Source organism: Psychromonas arctica, from assembly GCF_038155225.1.
In the GTDB taxonomy this organism is placed as follows: Bacteria; Pseudomonadota; Gammaproteobacteria; order Enterobacterales; family Psychromonadaceae; genus Psychromonas; species Psychromonas arctica_B.
The window spans coordinates 1-21,242 of sequence record NZ_JBAKBA010000056.1 but is presented as its reverse complement, the minus strand read 5'-3'; the positions used below and the strand labels follow the sequence as shown (position 1 = coordinate 21,242).

The 21,242-nt window shown below is 40.3% G+C and carries 16 protein-coding genes; all 16 read left to right on the top strand.

Translation table 11 applies throughout. The annotated features are described in order from the left end of the window. Nucleotides 1-896 precede the first annotated feature (896 nt). The 16 genes from secE (at nucleotide 897) to tuf (ending at nucleotide 20,959) form a co-directional block, all read left to right on the top strand. Nucleotides 897-1,277 (top strand): preprotein translocase subunit SecE, encoded by a 381-nt coding sequence (gene secE / locus V6255_RS16735; protein WP_160063851.1) that lies wholly within the window; start codon nucleotides 897-899, stop codon nucleotides 1,275-1,277. 9 nt (nucleotides 1,278-1,286) lie between these two features. After that, a complete protein-coding gene (gene nusG / locus V6255_RS16730; RefSeq protein WP_025565263.1) occupies nucleotides 1,287-1,835 on the top strand; it encodes a transcription termination/antitermination protein NusG in 549 nt (182 codons plus the stop codon). A 290-nt stretch (nucleotides 1,836-2,125) separates the two neighbouring features. Further along, nucleotides 2,126-2,554, top strand: coding sequence for a 50S ribosomal protein L11 (rplK, locus tag V6255_RS16725; protein ID WP_113818378.1), 429 nt, complete (start codon nucleotides 2,126-2,128; stop codon nucleotides 2,552-2,554). 4 nt (nucleotides 2,555-2,558) lie between these two features. Further along, entirely contained in the window at nucleotides 2,559-3,263 is a 705-nt protein-coding gene (rplA, locus tag V6255_RS16720; RefSeq protein WP_341629167.1) for a 50S ribosomal protein L1, read from the top strand. Between the two features lie 266 nt (nucleotides 3,264-3,529). After that, nucleotides 3,530-4,033 (top strand): 50S ribosomal protein L10, encoded by a 504-nt coding sequence (rplJ, locus tag V6255_RS16715; protein WP_298942350.1) that lies wholly within the window; start codon nucleotides 3,530-3,532, stop codon nucleotides 4,031-4,033. A 43-nt stretch (nucleotides 4,034-4,076) separates the two neighbouring features. Continuing rightward, nucleotides 4,077-4,442: a 50S ribosomal protein L7/L12 gene (gene rplL / locus V6255_RS16710; protein WP_341629166.1), complete on the top strand. Its 366-nt coding sequence runs from the start codon at nucleotides 4,077-4,079 to the stop codon at nucleotides 4,440-4,442. Between the two features lie 318 nt (nucleotides 4,443-4,760). Beyond that, a complete protein-coding gene (gene rpoB / locus V6255_RS16705) occupies nucleotides 4,761-8,798 on the top strand; it encodes a DNA-directed RNA polymerase subunit beta (protein ID WP_341629165.1) in 4,038 nt (1,345 codons plus the stop codon). A gap of 92 nt (nucleotides 8,799-8,890) precedes the next feature. Continuing rightward, nucleotides 8,891-13,111, top strand: coding sequence for a DNA-directed RNA polymerase subunit beta' (gene rpoC, locus V6255_RS16700; RefSeq protein WP_341629164.1), 4,221 nt, complete (start codon nucleotides 8,891-8,893; stop codon nucleotides 13,109-13,111). A 1,737-nt stretch (nucleotides 13,112-14,848) separates the two neighbouring features. Continuing rightward, nucleotides 14,849-15,241, top strand: coding sequence for a RidA family protein (locus tag V6255_RS16695; RefSeq protein ID WP_160063843.1), 393 nt, complete (start codon nucleotides 14,849-14,851; stop codon nucleotides 15,239-15,241). A 26-nt stretch (nucleotides 15,242-15,267) separates the two neighbouring features. After that, nucleotides 15,268-15,672: a sulfurtransferase complex subunit TusD gene (gene tusD, locus V6255_RS16690; RefSeq protein ID WP_341629163.1), complete on the top strand. Its 405-nt coding sequence runs from the start codon at nucleotides 15,268-15,270 to the stop codon at nucleotides 15,670-15,672. A gap of 25 nt (nucleotides 15,673-15,697) precedes the next feature. After that, complete coding sequence (gene tusC, locus V6255_RS16685) at nucleotides 15,698-16,057, top strand: sulfurtransferase complex subunit TusC (protein ID WP_341629162.1); 360 nt, start codon at nucleotides 15,698-15,700, stop codon at nucleotides 16,055-16,057. Further along, nucleotides 16,058-16,348: a sulfurtransferase complex subunit TusB gene (tusB, locus tag V6255_RS16680; RefSeq protein ID WP_341629161.1), complete on the top strand. Its 291-nt coding sequence runs from the start codon at nucleotides 16,058-16,060 to the stop codon at nucleotides 16,346-16,348. A 248-nt stretch (nucleotides 16,349-16,596) separates the two neighbouring features. Then, nucleotides 16,597-16,971 carry a 30S ribosomal protein S12 gene (gene rpsL / locus V6255_RS16675; protein ID WP_025565709.1) on the top strand — a complete coding sequence of 125 codons (375 nt, stop codon included), beginning with the start codon at nucleotides 16,597-16,599 and terminating at the stop codon, nucleotides 16,969-16,971. An 84-nt stretch (nucleotides 16,972-17,055) separates the two neighbouring features. Continuing rightward, a complete protein-coding gene (gene rpsG / locus V6255_RS16670) occupies nucleotides 17,056-17,526 on the top strand; it encodes a 30S ribosomal protein S7 (RefSeq protein ID WP_160063835.1) in 471 nt (156 codons plus the stop codon). Nucleotides 17,527-17,603: 77 nt separating this feature from the next. Further along, nucleotides 17,604-19,700, top strand: a complete 2,097-nt coding sequence (gene fusA / locus V6255_RS16665; RefSeq protein WP_341629160.1) for an elongation factor G — start codon at nucleotides 17,604-17,606, stop codon at nucleotides 19,698-19,700. 74 nt (nucleotides 19,701-19,774) lie between these two features. Next, nucleotides 19,775-20,959 (top strand): elongation factor Tu, encoded by a 1,185-nt coding sequence (tuf, locus tag V6255_RS16660; RefSeq protein WP_341629159.1) that lies wholly within the window; start codon nucleotides 19,775-19,777, stop codon nucleotides 20,957-20,959. Nucleotides 20,960-21,242: the final 283 nt, after the last annotated feature.

Here is a 21,242-nt window from a genome sequence, read left to right as displayed (position 1 = left end):
CTTTGACCTCGGGGCGCTGGCTTTAGCCTGCAGGATTTTTTGTGTTTGGTTTAGCTTTGAAGATTGATAGTGTGTCTTTGACCTCGGGGCGCTGGCTTTAGCCTGCAGGATTTTCTGTGTTAGGGTTTATATTTTTGATCTTTGCACTATGTGTTATGCACTATGAGTTGAGCAACTAACCTCATAATCAACAGTTAACAATCAACACTCAATACTGCAAGCTGAAAACATCAAAATAACCACGAAGCGCTACGCTACACGAAGAATACGAAGAATACGAAGAACACGAAGAAAAGCCATAATCCATTACTTGTTATTAATCGTTTTTGCTCTCACCTTCTCCACCCTTCGTACCTTCGTGGTAAACCGATTTTGACCTTGGGGCGCTGGCTTTAGCCTGCAGGGTTTCTGGTGTTAAGGTTTATTATTTTTATTTTTGTATCACTAATGATGAATCATGAGTTGAGCGACTCATCTCATAATCAAAAAACCAACACAAAAAAGATCTGCAAGCTAAAAACAGGACTCGTGGATCTCTCCTACATTCTTAACACTTTACTTTGATTCTTCATCCAGCCGAGTTCAAAATATTTATCAACTTAAACAAATCTATCAAAAATCTTACTGTTTTATGTGTTATTTGTAGGGCGATAGGGAGCTCGTGATAGCTTTGTTTGTGTTTAATCAATAAGAATCACTCTTTTTGTGGATAATCAGGTTACAAAAGACAGAAAAATCCTTATACTTACGTCCTTTATTTTAGGGTGACGATTTTGCTTAATGTAAAAGAAATCTTTCACCTATTAAACAATCGCTCATATTAGGTGGTTGTTTTACCACTTAGCAACTGATGCTAAGAACGGTATTATTAATTTTAACAGTGGATACAATGCGTTATGACTACAGTAAATTCTGAAAACAGCAAAAGCTCTTTTGACGGGCTGAAATGGACTATCACCGTTTTGTTATTAGCAGCAGTAATTGTTGGTAATTATTTATATGGCGAAGAAACACACGTTGTATTACGTGTGGCAATACTTTTAGTTTTAGCTGCTTTAGCAGTTCTTTCTGCTGCATTTACTGAAAAAGGCAAAACATTTATTGGCTTTGCTAAAGATGCGCGCCTTGAAGTACGTAAAGTCGTTTGGCCTACTCGCCAAGAAACAGTACAAACTACATTAATCATCTTAGCAGTATCAACTATTGTTGGTTTAGTGCTATGGGGTCTTGATGGCATATTTGTTCGTGTCGTTTCGTTTATCACTACCTCTATTTAAGGGTTTATTATGACTGAAGAAGTTCAAAAAAAGAGATGGTATGTCGTTCAAGCCTTTTCTGGCTATGAAGGCCGTGTTCAAAAAACATTATTAGAGCACATCCGTTTAAATGAAATGGAAGAGCACTTTGGCGAAATCTTAGTACCTACTGAAGAAGTTGTTGAAATGCGTGCTGGACAAAAACGTAAGAGTGAACGTAAGTTCTTCCCTGGTTACGTTTTAGTTGAAATGGCTATGAATGATGATAGCTGGCATTTAGTTAAAAGTATTGACCGTGTTATGGGCTTTATTGGTGGTACTAAAGAACGTCCAGCACCTATCTCTCAAAGAGAAGTGGATAACATTCTTAACCGTTTACAAGAGTCGCATGATACACCGCGTCCTCGTACATTGTTTGAAGCGGGTGAAATGGTTCGTGTTACTGATGGTCCATTTGCAGACTTCTCTGGTACTGTTGAAGAAGTTGACTACGATAAGAGCCGTTTAAAAGTATCGGTTTCTATCTTTGGTCGTGCAACACCTGTTGAACTTGAGTTCTCTCAGGTTGAAAAAGACTAGTTAACTAATAGCGAATTCGCTTTGTTAGACTATTAAAAAAGCCAATAAGGTCATCTTATTGGCTTTTTTGTTTTTAACGAGTGGTATAAATTTAAGTTTGACTAAAAAAACAACAAAAGGCCTTGTGAAGCAGGCGACGTTACAGTTATAATTCGCCGCCCATTTTATTTGTTATTTTATTTTAAGGTAATAAAGATAATTGGTTCTAATAGGCTGCAATAAAGCAGTCACTTACGTATTAACTGGGAAGCTGATTTTTCAGCGTTATACCCAAATAAAGGTAATATATCATGGCTAAGAAAGTAACCGCATATATCAAGCTGCAAGTTTCAGCTGGTATGGCAAACCCGTCACCACCAGTTGGTCCAGCACTTGGTCAACACGGTGTTAACATCATGGAATTCTGTAAAGCATTCAATGCAAAAACAGAAGCTCAAGAAAAAGGCGCGCCAGTTCCTGTAGTAATTACAGTATATGCTGACCGTTCTTTTACATTCGAAACTAAGACTCCACCTGCATCTTACTTACTTAAGAAAGCTGCTGGCATCAAATCTGGTTCTGCTGTACCTAATAAAGACAAAGTAGGTAAAGTAACAGTTGCTCAACTTGAAGAAATCGCTAAAGCGAAAGAAGTTGATTTAACGGGTGCCGATCTTGAAGCGATGGTACGTTGTATTGCGGGTTCTGCTCGTTCTATGGGTCTGGAAGTAGAGGGTTAATACAATGGCTAAATTATCTAAACGCATGACAGCTATACGTGCTGAAGTTGACGCAACTAAAGAATACGAAATCAATGAAGCAGTAGCACTTTTACAAAAGTTCGCGACAGCTAAATTCAGCGAAAGCATTGATGTTGCAGTTAACCTAGGTGTTGATCCTCGTCGTAGTGATCAAAACGTACGTGGCGCAACTGTATTACCACACGGTACTGGACGTGAAGTTCGTGTTGCTGTATTCACACAAGGCGCTAACGCAGAAGCTGCTCTAGCTGCTGGTGCGGATATCGTTGGTATGGACGATCTTGCTGCTAAAGTTAAAGCTGGCGAAATGGACTTTGACGTTGTAATTGCATCACCAGACGCTATGCGTGTTGTTGGTCAATTAGGTCAAATCTTAGGTCCACGTGGTCTAATGCCTAACCCGAAAGTTGGTACTGTTACACCTAACGTTGCTGAAGCAGTTAAAAATGCTAAAGCGGGTCAGGTTCGTTACCGTAACGACAAGAATGGTATTATCCATTCTACTATCGGTAAAGCGACATTTACTGCTGAACAAATTAAAGAAAACCTAGAAGCTTTGATTGTTGCGCTTAAAAAAGCAAAACCATCTGGCGCTAAAGGTCAATTTATCAAGAAAGTTTCTCTATCTACAACTATGGGTGCCGGTCTTAAAGTTGACCAAGCAACTCTAGTTACTGTAGTAGCGTAATTTTTTGTAGTCATTTGGTGATTAATCATCAAGTGACTATACAAGGTTGCATATTGTTTGTATAATATGCGACCTTACTTTGGAGGGCCTTAGGTCTCTTCTTAGACCGTAGGTGTTAAATTTTTAATTTAACTTAATTTCCTGCGTAGACGGTACCGGACCCCAGAAAGATTATTCTACTGGATCCGTAACCAAAATAGTGCCTCATCATTAGATGGGGGTGTTTATCTAGGGTAAAACCTAGTGGAATCCAGGAGTAAAACCAAATGGCATTAAGACTCGAAGACAAACAAGCTATTGTTGCTGAAGTCAACGAAGCTGCTAAAGGCGCTCTGTCTGCTGTAACTGCCGATTCACGCGGTGTAACAGTAGGTGCAATGACTGAACTTCGTGCAAAAGCACGTGCAAACGGTGTATTTTTACGAGTTATTCGTAACACACTAGCACGTCGTGCAGTTGAAGGTACTGACTTTGCATGTCTGGCAGATACGTTTACAGGTCCTACTATCCTTGCTTTTTCAAACGAACATCCAGGTGCAGCAGCACGTCTTTTAAAAGACTTTGCTAAAGCTAATGAAGCGTTTGAAATTAAAGGGCTAGCATTTGAGGGTGAATTCATTGAAGCCGCTCAAATCGACCGTTTAGCGACATTACCAACATACGACGAAGCAATTGCGAAACTGATGGCTACTATCAAAGAAGCTGCAGCGGGCAAACTTGTACGTACTCTGGCTGCTATTCGCGACCAGAAAGAAGAATCTGCAGCGTAATTGCTGTAATACCATTTTATAATCTATATATAGGAATTGACTCATGTCTCTTACTAAAGACCAAATCATTGATGCTGTTGCAGAACTATCTGTAATGGAAGTTGTTGAACTAATCGAAGCAATGGAAGAAAAATTCGGTGTATCTGCTGCTGCTGTTGCTGCAGGTCCTGCTGCTGCAGGCGAAGCTGCTGCTGAGCAAACTGAATTCAACCTAGTACTTACTGCTTTCGGTGAGAACAAAGTTAAAGCAATCAAAGCGGTACGTGCTATCACAGGTCTAGGCCTGAAAGAAGCTAAAGAAGCTGTTGAATCTTGTCCTGCTGTTCTTAAAGAAGGCATTTCTAAAGACGAAGCTGAAGCTTTCCAAAAAGAGCTTGCTGAAATCGGTGCAACTGCTGAACTTAAATAAGTTAGTTTTTCTAACTTAATAGCTATGCAAATAGCTTTGGCTGGTGATTATTTAATCACCGGCCTTTTTGCGCTATAGGATACCGTGATTTTTCATTGTTTTTTACGGTGATCGGACGCTTAAGGTGATGTTATGCCGTATTGCTTCAAACGATAAAGTCAGCGAAATAAGCTGCGCCTCAAGAGTAGGTTCAACCTGAAGTAGTACTGACAGTTAAAATATCATTAACACCAAAATAATGTGCCGCCGTTGTCATACATCAGATTCAAACCAAGTAAGACAACTATGACCAATTTTATCAGCGAGCAAAGGAACCACATGGGTTACTCTTATACTGAGAAAAAACGTATTCGTAAGGATTTTGGGAAACGTCCACAAGTGATGGAAAAACCATACTTGTTGGAAATTCAACTAGATTCATTCAAACGATTCATTGAAGTCGATTTAACTGGAGAGGTAGGTCTAGAAGCTGCTTTTAACAGTATCTTCCCTATCGCTAGTTATTCAGGTACCTCGGAACTACAATATGTAAGTTACCGTTTAGGCGAGCCTGTTTTTGATGTGAAAGAATGCCAAATCCGCGGAGTAACTTACTCTGCTTCTTTACGTGTTAAATTACGTCTTGTTATCTATGATCGTGATGCGCCAGCAGGCACGGTTAAAGATATCCGTGAACAAGAAGTTTACATGGGTGAAATGCCACTCATGACAGAAAATGGTACCTTTGTTATCAATGGTACAGAGCGTGTTATTGTTTCACAATTACATCGTTCTCCTGGTGTTTTCTTTGACCATGATAAAGGTAAGACACACAGTTCGGGTAAAGTGTTATATAACGCACGTGTTATCCCTTACCGTGGTTCTTGGTTAGATTTTGAATTTGACCCTAAAGACAACTTATTTGTACGTATTGACCGTCGTCGTAAATTACCAGCGACTATCATGCTACGTGCTCTTGAGTACACGACTGAACAAATCCTAGATATCTTCTTTGATACAACTGAGTTTGTTGTTAAAGATGGTGTTATCACCATGGCGTTGATTGCAGACCGTTTACGCGGTGAACAATTCAACTTTGATATCGTGAGTAAAGGTACAACTTATGTTGAATCTGGCAAGCGTATTACTGCTCGTCATATCCGTCAACTTGAGAAAGATGGCGTTAAGCATCTTGAAGTACCGTTTGAATATTTAGAAGGTAAAGTATCAGCTAAAGATTACATCAGCAGCGAAACTGGTGAAATCATTGTTAATGCAAATGATATGTTTACACTTGAATTATTAGCTGAGCTTGCACAGTCAGGTATTAAAAAATTCGAAGCAATCTACAGCAATGAATTAGATTGTGGTTCATTTATATCAGACACATTACGTGTTGATTCTTCAACTAACCGTTTAGAAGCGTTAGTAGAAATCTACCGTATGATGCGTCCTGGTGAGCCACCAACTAAAGATGCAGCTGAAGGTCTATTCCAAAACCTATTCTTCGCAGAAGAACGTTACGACTTATCTAAAGTGGGTCGTATGAAGTTCAACCGTCGTGTTGGTCTTGATGGTGATGAAGGTCCAGGTATTTTATCTAAAGACGATATCTTAAGTGTAATGAAAACACTGATTGATATTCGTAACGGTAATGGTGAAGTAGATGATATCGATCATCTTGGTAACCGTCGTATCCGTTGTGTAGGTGAAATGGCAGAAAACCAATTCCGTGTTGGTTTAGTACGTGTAGAACGTGCTGTTAAAGAGCGTCTATCTTTAGGCGACCTTGATGCAACTATGCCGCAAGATCTGATCAATGCAAAACCTATTTCAGCTGCTGTTAAAGAGTTCTTTGGTTCTTCACAACTGTCTCAGTTTATGGATCAAAATAACCCGTTATCTGAAGTAACACACAAACGTCGTATCTCTGCATTAGGCCCTGGTGGTCTAACGCGTGAGCGTGCTGGCTTTGAAGTACGTGACGTTCACGCAACTCACTACGGTCGTTTATGTCCAATTGAAACGCCAGAGGGGCCAAACATCGGTCTTATTAACTCGTTAGCTACGTTCTCACGTACTAACAGTTACGGTTTCTTGGAAACGCCTTACCGTAAAGTTATTGATGGTAAACCTTCTGATACAGTTGAATATTTATCTGCTATCGAAGAGGGTACTTTCGTTATCGCACAGGCATCTGCTAACGTTGACGAAAATGGTCTATTGAATGAAGAGATGATCCCTTGTCGTCATAAAGGTGAAACTACCTTTATGGGACCAAATGACATCGATTACATGGATGTGTCACCACAACAGATCATTTCTGTTGCTGCGTCACTTATCCCGTTCTTAGAACATGATGATGCTAACCGTGCTTTAATGGGTGCGAACATGCAACGTCAAGCGGTTCCTACTTTACGTGCTGATAAGCCATTAGTAGGTACTGGTATCGAGCGTCGTCTTGCTATTGACTCAGGCGTTACTATTATCGCGAAACGCGGTGGTGTAATCGATTACGTTGATGCATCTCGTATCGTTGTTAAAGTTGCTGATGATGAGTTACTTGCTGGTGAAGCGGGTATCGATATCTACAACTTAACGAAATACACTCGTTCAAATCAGAATACTTGTATTAACCAAAAACCAACGTGTAAACCTGGCGAGCCAATTGTTCGCGGTGACGTATTAGCCGATGGTCCATCGACTGATATGGGTGATTTAGCATTGGGTCAAAACATGAAGATTGCCTTCATGCCTTGGAATGGTTACAACTTTGAGGATTCAATCCTTATTTCTGAGCGTGTATCTCAAGAAGATCGTTTTACTACGATCCATATCCAAGAGTTCTCATGTATTGCACGTGAAACTAAATTGGGTACTGAAGAGATCACTGCCGATATCCCTAACGTTGGTGAATCTGCGTTAAGCAAGCTAGATGAGTCTGGTATTGTTTACGTTGGTGCTGAAGTTAAACCAGGTGATATCTTAGTAGGTAAAGTAACGCCAAAAGGCGAAACACAACTTACGCCAGAAGAAAAACTATTACGTGCTATCTTCGGTGAAAAAGCGTCTGATGTTAAAGACAGCTCTTTACGCGTAGCTAACTCAACTTACGCAACAGTAATTGACGTTCAAGTCTTTACTCGTGACGGCGTTGAGAAAGATAAACGTGCATTAGAAATCGAAGAAATGCAGTTGAAAGCAGCTAAGAAAGATTTAACTGAAAAGTTCAAGATCTTAGAAGATGCTATCCATGAAAAAGCGTTGAAACTATTAGTTTCTGCTGGTCAAGAAGAAGCGCGTCTATTACAGATGCCTAAAGCTCAGTGGTTTGACATCGTATTAAATGATGATGAAAAACAAACTTACTTAGACCAAATCAATGCGCAATACGACGAAGTTAAAGCAGACTACGATAAAGAGTTTGACCTTAAACGTCGTAAGATTACACAAGGTGATGATTTAGCACCTGGCGTACAAAAAATTGTTAAGGTTTACCTTGCAGTACGTCGTCGTCTACAGCCTGGTGATAAAATGGCTGGCCGTCATGGTAACAAAGGTGTTATTTCAAACATCGTACCCGTAGAAGATATGCCTCACGATGAGTTTGGTGTTCCTGTTGATATCGTACTTAACCCATTGGGTGTACCATCACGAATGAACATCGGTCAGATTCTTGAGACACATCTTGGTTTAGCGTGTAAAGGTGTTGGTGAGAAACTAGAGCGTATGATCAAAGATCAACGTGAAGTAGAAATCAGCAAAGTACGTGAATACGTACAAAAACTTTATTCGTTCGGTGATGCACCTTGTCATGTAGATTTAAATGATTTTGATGATGAAGCTGTATTACGTCTTGCTAAAAACCTATACAAAGGTTTACCAGTAGCAACACCTGCATTTGATGGTGCTCATGAAAGTGAAATCCGTGAATTGTTACGTATCGCTGATTTACCAGAATCTGGTCAACTGCAATTAACTGATGGTCGTACTGGTATCCCATTTGAACGTCCTGTAACGGTTGGTTACATGTACATGTTAAAACTGAATCACTTGGTTGATGACAAAATGCATGCACGTTCAACGGGTTCTTACAGCTTGGTTACTCAGCAACCACTAGGTGGTAAAGCTCAGTTCGGTGGCCAGCGTTTCGGTGAGATGGAAGTATGGGCACTAGAAGCTTACGGTGCTGCTTACACTCTACAAGAAATGCTGACAGTTAAATCGGATGATGTGAATGGTCGTACTAAGATGTATAAAAACATCGTTGATGGTGACCATAGAATGGAACCAGGCATGCCTGAATCATTCAACGTATTGTTGAAAGAAATCCGTTCATTAAGCATCAACATCGAGTTAGATGAAGAAAATGGCTAAGCACTAAGTTAGTTGGCTTAAGTAAATATGTGGCGTCTTGTCTTTTTAATAGTAGCAAGGCGCCTAGTTTTAACTCCTACTAGGAGAGTAGCGTGAAAGACTTACTCAAGTTTTTAAAGCAACAAAATAAAACCAAAGAATTCGATGGTATTAAAATCGGTTTAGCATCACCTGAAATGATCCGTTCATGGTCTTTTGGTGAAGTTAAAAAACCTGAAACCATTAACTACCGTACATTCAAACCTGAACGTGAAGGTTTATTCTGTGCACGTATCTTTGGTCCAATCAAAGATTACGAATGTTTATGTGGCAAATACAAACGCCTTAAGCATCGTGGTGTTATTTGTGAAAAATGTGGTGTTGAGGTAACTCAAGCTAAAGTTCGTCGTGACCGTATGGGACACATCGAATTAGCATCGCCTGTTGCACACATTTGGTTCCTTAAATCACTTCCGTCTCGTATCGGCTTAATGCTAGATATGACGTTACGTGATATCGAACGTATCCTATATTTTGAATCATTCGTGGTTGTAGAACCAGGTATGACTGATCTTGAGCGTGGCCAAATCCTTCTTGAAGAAGAGTACTTGGACAACCTAGAGCAATGGGGCGATGAGTTTGACGCAATGATGGGCGCTGAAGCCGTTTTTGCACTACTTAAGCAACTTGATTTAGACCACGAAATTAAAGGCATGCGTGAAGAATTGGAAACAACTAATTCTGAAACTCGCCGTAAGAAATTGACTAAGCGTCTGAAATTGGTTGAATCTTTCCACCAGTCTTCAAACAAACCAGAGTGGATGATCTTAACAGTACTTCCAGTACTTCCACCTGATTTACGTCCTCTAGTACCACTAGACGGCGGACGTTTTGCAACGTCTGACCTAAATGACTTATACCGTCGTGTTATTAATCGTAATAACCGTCTAAAACGTCTTTTAGAGCTAGCTGCACCAGATATCATCGTACGTAACGAAAAACGTATGTTACAAGAATCTGTTGATGCGTTATTAGATAATGGTCGTCGTGGCCGAGCTATTACTGGTTCGAACAAACGTCCTCTAAAATCGCTTGCAGATATGATCAAAGGTAAGCAAGGTCGTTTCCGTCAAAACTTACTAGGTAAACGTGTAGATTATTCTGGTCGTTCTGTAATCACAGTAGGTCCAACGTTACGTTTACATCAATGTGGTCTTCCGAAGAAGATGGCATTAGAGCTATTCAAACCATTCGTATACGGTAAGTTAGAAGCATTAGGTCTTGCGACTACTATTAAAGCAGCTAAGAAATTAGTTGACCGTGAAGGTGGTGAAGTTTGGGACATCCTTGAAGGTGTTATCCGTGAACATCCAGTGCTACTTAACCGTGCACCAACACTTCACAGACTGGGTATCCAAGCGTTTGAACCTGTATTAATCGAAGGTAAAGCGATTCAATTACATCCATTAGTTTGTGCGGCATACAACGCCGACTTCGATGGTGACCAAATGGCGGTACACGTACCGTTAACAATTGAAGCGCAGCTTGAAGCTCGTACGTTAATGATGTCTACGAATAATATCCTATCGCCTGCAAATGGTGAACCGATTATCGTACCTTCACAAGACGTTGTATTAGGTTTGTACTACATGACTCGTACTCGCATTAATGCGCGTGGTGAAGGCATGTACTTCCAAAATGCAAAAGAAGCTGAAAAAGCATACCGTGCTGGTGTTGTTGATCTACAAGCGATTGTTAAAGTTCGTATGACACAAGTACATATCGCAGAAGATAAATCACGTACTTCAACAACTGAGTTAGTTGAAACAACAATTGGTCGTGCGATCTTATCGCTAATCATGCCTGAAGGTCTTCCTTTTGAGCACGTTGATTTGAACATGGGCAAAAAAGCTATCTCTAACGTGTTGAATGCTTGTTACCGTTTACTAGGTATTAAAGACACTGTTATTTTTGCTGACCAATTAATGTATACCGGTTTTGAATACGCGACATTGTCTGGTGCCTCTGTAGGTATCGACGATATGGTTATTCCTGATGCTAAGAAACACTTAGTTGAAGAAGCTGAAGCTGAAGTACTAGAAATCCAAGAGCAATTCCAAGCGGGTCTTGTTACTGCGGGTGAGCGTTACAATAAAGTTATCGATATTTGGGCAAGTGCGAATGAGCAAGTGGCTAAAGCGATGATGGAAAACCTTTCTAAAGAAACTGTTTTAACTGCGAAAGGTGAAGAAGTTCAGCAAGATTCATTTAACAGCGTTTACATGATGGCCGATTCGGGTGCACGTGGTAGTGCCGCTCAGATTCGTCAGCTAGCTGGTATGCGTGGTCTGATGGCTAAACCAGATGGTTCAATCATCGAAACGCCTATCGTCGCTAACTTCCGTGAAGGTCTAAACGTACTTCAGTACTTTATCTCGACGCATGGTGCACGTAAAGGTCTAGCCGATACCGCACTTAAAACAGCAAACTCGGGTTACCTAACTCGTCGTCTTGTTGATATTGCGCAAGATTTAGTTATTACTGAAGAAGATTGTGGTAGTACTGAAGGTCTATTAGTTACACCATTGATTCAAGGTGGTGACGTTGTTGAACCACTTCGTGAACGTGTTCTAGGTCGTGTTGTTGCTCGTGACATCATTAAACCAGGTACGGATAATGAAGTCTTAATCGCACGTAACGTATTACTTGATGAAAAATACTGTGATTTAATCGAAGAAGCGTCGGTTGACCAAGTATGGGTTCGCTCTGTTATTACTTGTAATACTGACTTTGGTGCTTGTGCACAATGTTACGGTCGTGATTTGGCTCGTGGACACATGGTTGGTCAAGGCGAAGCAGTTGGTGTTATGGCCGCTCAGTCTATCGGTGAACCTGGTACACAGTTAACGATGCGTACGTTCCACATCGGTGGTGCAGCATCGCGTTCTGCGTCTGAAAACAGTATCCAAGTTAAAAATACGGGTAAAGTTAAATTACATAACGCTAAATTCGTCATTAACTCTGATCAAAAAGTAGTTGTTATCTCTCGTTCTACAGAGTTAACCGTTATTGATGAATTAGGCCGTACGAAAGAGAATCACCGCCTACCTTATGGTGCTGTTCTTGATAAGCAAGATGGCGCAGCAATTACTGCTGGTGAAATCATCGCTAACTGGGACCCGCATACACATCCAATCATTACGGAAGTGGAAGGTAAGATCGAGTTCGTTGACTTCATTGAAGGCGTAACGATTAACAAACAAACTGATGAATTAACTGGTTTATCAAGTATTGTTGTTATCGATCCGGCTCAACGCCCATCTGCTGGTAAAGAGATGCGTCCAATGGCTAAACTAGTTGATGCTAAAGGTAATGATGTATTCATTCCTGGTACACAAGTTATTGCGCAATATGCACTTGCTGCAAACGCAATCGTAAGCCTAGAAGATGGTGCGCAAGTACGAGTTGGTGATGCGGTAGCCCGTATTCCACAAGAAAGCTCAAAAACTCGTGATATCACGGGTGGTCTACCTCGCGTAGCCGACTTATTTGAAGCTCGTACACCTAAAGACGCTGCGATCCTTGCAGAAGTTTCAGGTACATTAGCATTCGGTAAAGAGACTAAAGGTAAGCGTCGTCTTCTTATTACACAAGCTAATGGCGATGTGCATGAAGAGATGATTCAAAAATGGCGTCACCTAAACATCTTCGAAGGTGAGAAGATTGAAAAAGGTGAGGTTATTTCTGACGGTCCTGAGTCTCCTCATGACATTCTTCGCCTACGTGGTATTAGCCCAGTGGCTAACTACATCACAAACGAAGTACAAGAAGTATACCGTTTACAAGGTGTAAAAATTAATGATAAGCACATTGAAGTTATCGTTAACCAAATGCTACGTAAATGTATCATTACTGATGCCGGCGATACGTCGTTCTTAGTGGGTGAGCAAGCTGAAGTTGTACGCGTTATCATTGAAAACCGTCGTCTTGAAGCTGAAGGCAAAAACGTTGCTAAGTTTGAATACCAGTTATTAGGTATTACTAAAGCATCACTAGCAACTGAGTCATTTATTTCAGCTGCATCTTTCCAAGAAACAACACGTGTTCTTACGGAAGCTGCTGTTGCAGGTAAATGTGACCAATTACATGGCTTGAAAGAGAATGTAATCGTTGGTCGCTTGATTCCAGCTGGTACTGGTTTTGCACATCACCGTACTCGTGCTGCAGCTAAAGCGAAAGAGCTTGAACCTGTAAGTGAACAGCCAATCATCGACGTAGAAGCAGCTGAGCAAAACTTAGCTGACTTACTAAACGCCGTTGATTTTGGTGAGTAAGTAGTGAATATAAGCAATTAATTTTGCTTTAGAAAAAAGGTGCTTCGGCACCTTTTTTTATGTCTAAAATTTGAGTTTGTTAACGTTTTTACTTTGTGATTTGCTGTTTAAAGTCAAAAGCGATTTACCACGAAGGTACGAAGGTACGAAGGTACGAAGGGTGAAAAGGTTAAATTAGAGGCGATTAATAACAGATAGTGAATAAAGGGCTTTTTGATTAGCTTTTGCTCTTTTCTTCGTGCTCTTCGTGTAGCGGAACGCTTCGTGGTTATTTTGGTATTTTCAAGTAAAAGGTCGATAATCGGAACTATGAAGTTAAATTGTGTCGGTTGTCGCTTTTTGTTATTCGAGTCCTGTTTTAAGCTTGCAGATCTTTTTTGTGTTGATTTTTAGATAGCGTACTCAATTCATAATTCTTCGTTAGTGATACAAAGATACAAACAATAAACCTTAACACCAAAATTCCTGCAGGCTAAAGCCAGCGCCCCAAAGTCAAAAGCGGTTTACCACGAAGGAACAAAGGGTGATGAAGGTTAGAGTAAAAGCGTTTAATAGCAGGTAGTGGATTATAGTTTTCCTTCGTGTCCTTCGTGTAGCATAGCGCTTCGTGGTTATTTTGGTGCTTTCAGCTTGCAGATATCTTTGTGTTGGTTATAGCTTTTGTTATTCGGGGCGCATGCTTCAGCTTGCAGTATTTTTGTGTTGTTTTTTTAGATAGCGTACTCAATTCTTAATTATTCACTAGTGATACAAAGGTACAAAATCAAAGTAATAAACCCTAACATCAGAATCCCTGCAGGCTAACGCCAGCGACCCAAAGTCAAAAGCGGTTTACCACGAAGGAACGAAGGGTGAAGAAGGTTAGAGTAAAAAACGGCTAATAGCAGGTAGTGGGATATAGCTTTTCCTTCGTGTCCTTCGTGTCCTTCGTGTCCTTCGTGTAGCATAGCGCTTCGTGGTTATTTTGGTGCTTTCAGCTTGCAGATATCTTTGTGTTGGTTATAGCTTTTGTTATTCGGGGCGCATGCTTCAGCTTGCAGTATTTTTGTGTTGTTTTTTTAGATAGTGTACTCAATTCATAATTATTCACTAGTGATACAAAGGTACAAAGGTACAAAGGTACAAAGGTACAAAGGTACAAAGGTACAAAGGTACAAAGGCACAAAATCAAAGTAATAAACCCCAACACCAAAATTCCTGCAGACTAAAGCCAGCGCCCCAAAGTCAAAAGCTATTTACCACGAAGGAACGAAGGGTGAAGAAGGTTAGAGCAAAAAACAGTTAATAGCAGGTAGTGGGATATAGCTTTTCCTTCGTGTCCTTTGTGTAGCGTAGCGCTTCGTGGTTATTTTGGTGCTTTCAGCTTGTAGATATCTTTGTGTTGATTGTAGCTTTTATTATTCGGGGCGCATGCTTCAGCTTGCAGTATTTTTGTGTTGTTTTTTTAGATAGTGTACTCAATTCATAATTATTCACTAGTGATACACAGGTACAAAATCAAAGTAATAAACCCTAACATCAGAATCCCTGCAGGCTAAAGCCAGCGCCCCGAGGTTAAAGGAACGCTATCAATCTTCAAAGCTAAACTAACACATAAATCCCTGCAGGCTAAAGCCAGTGCGCCGAAGTTCAAGAGACTAGAGTCGAGTTCTAAGTTTTTTCTTATTTGACGTTGTTTTTATTTTGCTTCTACTTCAATATACAGTCTCAAATTTAACTGATTAGGATAAGCCTTAAATGACAACTAAAAAAATTATTAGTACAGAACAATCACCATCAGCAATTGGTCCATATTCTCAAGCTAATCAATTCGGTGATATGATTTTTACTTCAGGCCAAATTCCACTAAACCCAGAAACGATGGAAATTGTTGAAGGTGGCGTTGCAGAACAAACTGAACAAGTAATGAAAAATTTATTTGCAGTGCTAGAAGCTGCTGGTGCAACTGGCGAAACAGTAGTGAAAACAACTTGTTTCATTAAAGATATGAATGACTTTGTTGCTTTCAATGAAGTTTACGGTAAATATTTTGCAACATTAGCACCTGCTCGTTCATGTGTTGAAGTTGCTCGTTTGCCAAAAGATGTATTAGTTGAAGTTGAAGCTGTTGCATTTGTAGCGTCTAAATAAATTCAATTTAGACTATAAGGTTAATAATGTCTGACCATCAAGTTACAAAATTTACACTCTTAGTGACTGGCAACCCAGCGAGTCAGCAAAGTGCCTCTACTGCATATCAATTTTGCTCTGCGGCATTAAAAGCAGGGCATAAAGTGAGTGGCGTATTTTTTTATCTTGATGGTGTACTGACGGCAAGTAACCTCATTAGCCCTGCAACCGATGAAGTTGATTTACCGGATTTATGGGCTAATTTAGCTAAAAAATATCAATTTCCATTAGAGGTTTGCGTTTCTGCGTCTTTACGTCGTGGGATTGTTAATCAACAGGAAGCTGAACAATTAGCACTTTCCAATTATAATCTTAAATCGCCTTTTGTATTAAGTGGGCTAGGGCAGTTAGCTGAGTTGTCAGCCAATTGTGACCGTCTAGTACAATTTTAGGTTGGTGAAATTTTAGGATACGAGCATGGAAAAGAAGATTGGTATTGTAAATCGATGTGCACCACATGGTTCTACTCATGCGCGTGAAGCGTTAGATCTGAGTTTGGCTCTTTCTGCGTTTAATGAATCTTTAAGCCTTTTTTTTATGGGCGATGGCGTCTATCAATTGCTTGCTAAGCATCAAGCTGATTTGATTTTGCAAAAAGATTTTCAACCTATGTTACAAATGCTTGAGCTTTATGATGTTGAACAAATTTATGTTTGCCAATATTCACTCTCTGTAAGAAATATATCAGTAGAACAATTAGTTATTAAAACGACGCTGCTAAGTACTGATGAAATAAATTTACACCTTGCTAAGCAAGACCAATTAATGAGTTTTTAAATGATATTACATACGGTTAATAGCTCGCCATTAAGTACTTTTTCGTTACATGATTGTTTAAAGCAAATCGCTGATAATGATATATTGTTATTGATAAGCGATGCAGTGATCGCAACGAGTGCGACTATCGAACAAAAAGCAACTCTACTAAAACTGCATGAGAGTAAGCGTTTGTTTGTTTTACAAGATGATCTCGAGGCTCGAGGTTTAGTGGCTAATGTAGGTCAAATAATCGATTATCCTGCTTTTGTAGATTTAACGATCCAATGTAAAAGCCAATTAGCTTGGTAATAAGTTCTTTTTAGTTAATATTCGCTTCTCCTTAAATCTCGCCACTTTGAATACTATTACCTTTATGTATTGCTCCCTTTAATGTGGATAACTATATACCTGCATTATACCTGTGTTTTATATTTGTTGTTTTGTGAACAAAAACACAATTGCCTATTTATTGACTCGCCTTTCTATTAAGCGTAAACTCTTGCGACCCTAATCTTTAGGGCTTGATTTTTCACACACACATTAGGAGCTATTTAACAATGGCAACAATTTCACAATTGGTACGCAAACCGCGTAAGGACAAAGTTCAAAAAACTAACGTTCCTGCGCTAGAAGCGTGTCCTCAAAAACGTGGTGTATGTACTCGTGTATATACTACTACACCAAAAAAACCTAACTCGGCAATGCGTAAAGTTGCTCGTGTACGTCTAACTAACGGTTTCGAAGTAACTTCGTACATCGGTGGTGAAGGCCATAACTTGCAAGAGCATAGTGTAATCTTGATCCGCGGCGGTCGTGTAAAAGATTTACCGGGTGTTCGTTACCATACAATTCGTGGTGCACTTGATACTTCAGGTGTTGCAGCACGTCGTAACGGTCGTTCTAAGTACGGTGCTAAAAAGCCTAAATCTTAATACTTTCCGTAAGTAAGGCCAAACAAACACTATTTAATTTTAATATGTTTTGGGTAAAATCCTGAAGCGCACGGAGATAATAAGATGCCAAGAAGACGCGTCGTAGCTACTCGTAAAGTACTACCAGATCCTAAGTTTGGATCAGAAGTTCTAACAAAATTCGTTAACGTAGTAATGGTTGACGGAAAAAAATCTATCGCAGAAAAAATCGTTTATGGTGCATTAGCATCAGCAGCTGAAAAAAGCGGTAAAGACCCAATGGAACTTTTTGAAGTTTCATTAGAAAACATCCGCCCAAGCGTCGAAGTTAAATCTCGCCGTGTTGGTGGTTCAACATACCAAGTTCCTGTAGAAGTTCGCCCTTCTCGTCGTAATGCGTTAGCAATGCGTTGGTTAGTTGAAGCTTCTCGTAAGCGTGGTGAAAAATCAATGGCATTACGCCTAGCTGGTGAGCTAGTTGATGCAGCAGATAACAAAGGTTCAGCGGTTAAGAAACGTGAAGACGTTCACCGTATGGCTGATGCAAACAAAGCGTTTGCTCACTACCGTTGGTAGAAAAATATTAGCACAGGCTTTTGCTTGTGCTTTTTCGTTTCTATTTGCACAAAGCTTTATTTAAGAAGGACATTGCATTGTCACGTACAACTCCCATTGAGCGTTACCGTAATATCGGTATTGTCGCTCATGTCGATGCAGGTAAAACTACTACTACAGAGCGTGTATTGTTCTACACTGGCGTATCTCACCGAATCGGTGAAGTACATGATGGTGCAGCAACAATGGACTGGATGGAGCAGGAGCAGGAACGTGGTATTACTATCACCTCCGCTGCGACTACTACTTTCTGGCAGGGCATGCAAAACCAGTATGAGCAACACCGCATCAATATCATCGATACCCCTGGACATGTAGACTTCACTATTGAAGTTGAACGTTCATTACGTGTGTTAGATGGTGCTGTCGTTGTATTTTGTGGCTCGTCAGGTGTAGAACCTCAATCAGAAACTGTTTGGCGTCAAGCTAATAAATACCACGTTCCGCGTATTGTATTTGTTAACAAGATGGATAGAACAGGCGCTGATTTTGAATCTGTACTTGAGCAAATTCGAACTCGCTTAGGCGCTACTTGTGTTCCTATTCATCTGAATATTGGCACAGAAGAGCACTTTCGCGGAGTTATCGACCTCATTAAAATGAAAGCGATTGATTGGAACGATGCAGATCAAGGGATGACATTTAAATATGATGATATTCCTGCTGAACTATTAGAACACGCGCAAATGTTGCACGAAGAACTAGTAGAAACAGCTGCAGAAGCAAATGATGAACTAATGGAAAAATACCTTGAAGAAGGTGAGCTTTCAGAAGAAGAAATCAAAGCAGGTTTACGTATTCGTACGTTAAATAACGAGATCGTACTAGCAACGTGTGGCAGCGCTTTTAAAAATAAAGGTGTGCAAGCAGTGTTAGATGCGGTAATCGATTATTTACCTTCTCCAGTGGAAGTTGAAGCGATTAAAGCTATCAATGGACACAATGATCAAGAGATTAAATGTCCTGCTTCAGATGATGCACCATTTGCTGCACTTGCATTTAAAGTTGCTACTGACCCATTCGTGGGTACGTTAACCTTTATGCGAGTTTACTCAGGCGTAGTTAAGTCTGGTGAGCAAGTTTATATTCCTATTAAAGGCAAAAAAGAACGTTTAGGACGCATCGTACAGATGCATGCTAACGAACGTAAGGAAGTCAAAGAAGTTCGCGCCGGTGATATTGCCGCTGTGATCGGTCTTAAAGACGTCACTACGGGGGATACGCTTTGTGTTGCTGGACAGAATATTATTCTTGAGCGTATGGATTTCCCTGAACCGGTTATTCAAATTGCGGTTGAGCCAAAAACTAAGGCTGACCAAGATAAATTAACGCTAGCACTAGAAAAACTATCTGCTGAAGATCCTTCATTTCGTGTTGAAACAAATGAAGAATCTGGACAAATACTGATCTCTGGTATGGGTGAGCTTCACCTTGATATCATTGTTGACCGTATGCGTCGTGAGTTTTCTGTTAACTGTAACGTGGGTAACCCACAAGTTGCATACCGTGAGACCATCCGTAAAACGGTTGAGATCGAAGGTAAATTTATTCGTCAGGGTGAAGGACCTAGCCATTATGGTCATGTCCAACTAAGATTAGAACCGTTGGAAAGTGGTTCTGGCTTTGAATTTGTGAATGAAATGGCTGCGAATGTTTTCCCTAAAGAATACATTCCAGCGGTGAGCAAAGGCTGTGAAGAACAAATGAACCAAGGTGTGCTTGCTGGTTATCCAATGCTTGACGTACGAGTCACTTTATTAAATGGTTCTTACCATGAGGTTGACTCTAGCGAAATGGCATTTAAAATTGCTGGTATGATGGGTTTTAGAGATGGAGCATTAAAAGCTGATGCAACAATTCTTGAGCCTATGATGAAAGTGGAAGTAACTACTCCTGAAGATTGGATGGGGACTGTTGTTGGCGATCTTAATAGTCGTCGTGGTATTATAGATGGAATGGACGATGGCCCTGGTGGCGTTAAGATCGTGCATGCTAAAGTACCGCTGTCTGAAATGTTCGGTTATGCAACCGCAGTTCGTTCGGCAACGCAAGGTCGAGCATCTTATTCTATGGAGTTTTTAGAATATGCCGATGCGCCTAAAAAAATTGCTAACGCAATTATTGAAGCGAAATAAAAAATAAATTAAACTAACGCCTTTCCATGTGATGGCATGTGGAGAGGTATTTACTGATAAAGAAGGTACACACTGTGTCTAAAGAAAAATTTGAACGTAATAAACCACATGTAAACGTAGGTACAATTGGCCACGTTGACCATGGTAAAACTACTTTAACAGCTGCAATCTCTGCTGTATTAACTAAGAAATTCGGTGGCGACATCCGTGATTTCTCTGCAATCGATAATGCTCCAGAAGAGCGTGAACGTGGTATTACAATCAATACTTCTCACATCGAATACGATACAGAAACTCGTCACTACGCACACGTAGACTGTCCTGGACATGCCGATTATGTTAAAAACATGATCACTGGTGCTGCTCAAATGGATGGTGGTATCTTAGTTGTTGCTGCAACAGATGGTCCTATGCCACAAACTCGTGAGCATATCCTACTTTCTCGTCAAGTTGGTGTTCCACACTTAGTTGTTTTCTTAAACAAATGTGACATGGTTGATGATGAAGAGCTACTAGAATTAGTAGAAATGGAAGTTCGTGAACTTCTTTCTGAATACGATTTCCCAGGTGATGACCTACCAGTTATCCTTGGTTCAGCGCTTAAAGCACTTGAAGGCGAAGCTGAATGGGAAGATAAAATCATCGAGCTTGCTGATGCATTAGATTCTTACATTCCTCTTCCAGAGCGTGACATCGACAAACCATTCATCCTACCAATTGAAGATGTATTCTCAATTGCTGGTCGTGGTACTGTTGTTACTGGTCGTGTTGAACGTGGTATCATCAAAGTTGGTGAATCTGTTGAGATCGTTGGTCTTAAAGATACAGTTACAACTACTTGTACTGGTGTTGAGATGTTCCGTAAACTGCTTGACGAAGGTCGTGCTGGTGAGAACGTTGGTGTTCTTTTACGTGGTACTAAACGTGAAGACGTTGAACGTGGTCAAGTTCTAGCTAAGCCTGGTTCAATCAAGCCGCATACTAAGTTCGAATCTGAAGTATACGTACTAAGTAAAGATGAAGGTGGTCGTCATACTCCATTCTTCAAAGGTTACCGTCCACAGTTCTACTTCCGTACAACTGACATCACTGGTGCTGTTGAGCTTCCAGAAGGTGTTGAAATGGTAATGCCTGGTGATAACCTTAAGTTCGTTGTTGAACTAATTGGTCCAATCGCTATGGATGAAGGTCTACGTTTCGCTATCCGTGAAGGTGGCCGTACTGTTGGTGCTGGTGTTGTTTCTACTATCATCGCGTAATTTATAATTACACGTTTTTAGTTAAACAATATTCAAAAAAGAGAGCTTAGGCTCTCTTTTTTTATACCTGTAAGAAAATGGTTAACTTTTAGTTATTAATTATTAGAAAGCCATTGCGTTATATTAAAAATCTACGTTTCGCAATCCGTGAAGGTGGCGCTATACCAAGTGCATGTAGGTGCTGGTGTTGTTTCTACTATCATCGCGACCTTACCGAAACATTGAATGACACGTTTTTAGTTAAACAATATTCAAAAAAGAGAGCTTAGGCTCTCTTTTTTTA

Excerpts from the sequence above, each read along its gene's own strand:
- secE (WP_160063851.1), top strand. The coding sequence starts at position 897 with ATGACTACAGTAAATTCTGAAAACAGCAAAAGCTCTTTTGACGGGCTG.
- nusG (WP_025565263.1), top strand. The coding sequence starts at position 1,287 with ATGACTGAAGAAGTTCAAAAAAAGAGATGGTATGTCGTTCAAGCCTTT.
- rplK (WP_113818378.1), top strand. The coding sequence starts at position 2,126 with ATGGCTAAGAAAGTAACCGCATATATCAAGCTGCAAGTTTCAGCTGGT.
- rplA (WP_341629167.1), top strand. The coding sequence starts at position 2,559 with ATGGCTAAATTATCTAAACGCATGACAGCTATACGTGCTGAAGTTGAC.
- rplJ (WP_298942350.1), top strand. The coding sequence starts at position 3,530 with ATGGCATTAAGACTCGAAGACAAACAAGCTATTGTTGCTGAAGTCAAC.
- rplL (WP_341629166.1), top strand. The coding sequence starts at position 4,077 with ATGTCTCTTACTAAAGACCAAATCATTGATGCTGTTGCAGAACTATCT.
- rpoB (WP_341629165.1), top strand. The coding sequence starts at position 4,761 with ATGGGTTACTCTTATACTGAGAAAAAACGTATTCGTAAGGATTTTGGG.
- V6255_RS16695 (WP_160063843.1), top strand. The coding sequence starts at position 14,849 with ATGACAACTAAAAAAATTATTAGTACAGAACAATCACCATCAGCAATT.
- tusD (WP_341629163.1), top strand. The coding sequence starts at position 15,268 with ATGTCTGACCATCAAGTTACAAAATTTACACTCTTAGTGACTGGCAAC.
- tusC (WP_341629162.1), top strand. The coding sequence starts at position 15,698 with ATGGAAAAGAAGATTGGTATTGTAAATCGATGTGCACCACATGGTTCT.
- tusB (WP_341629161.1), top strand. The coding sequence starts at position 16,058 with ATGATATTACATACGGTTAATAGCTCGCCATTAAGTACTTTTTCGTTA.
- rpsL (WP_025565709.1), top strand. The coding sequence starts at position 16,597 with ATGGCAACAATTTCACAATTGGTACGCAAACCGCGTAAGGACAAAGTT.
- rpsG (WP_160063835.1), top strand. The coding sequence starts at position 17,056 with ATGCCAAGAAGACGCGTCGTAGCTACTCGTAAAGTACTACCAGATCCT.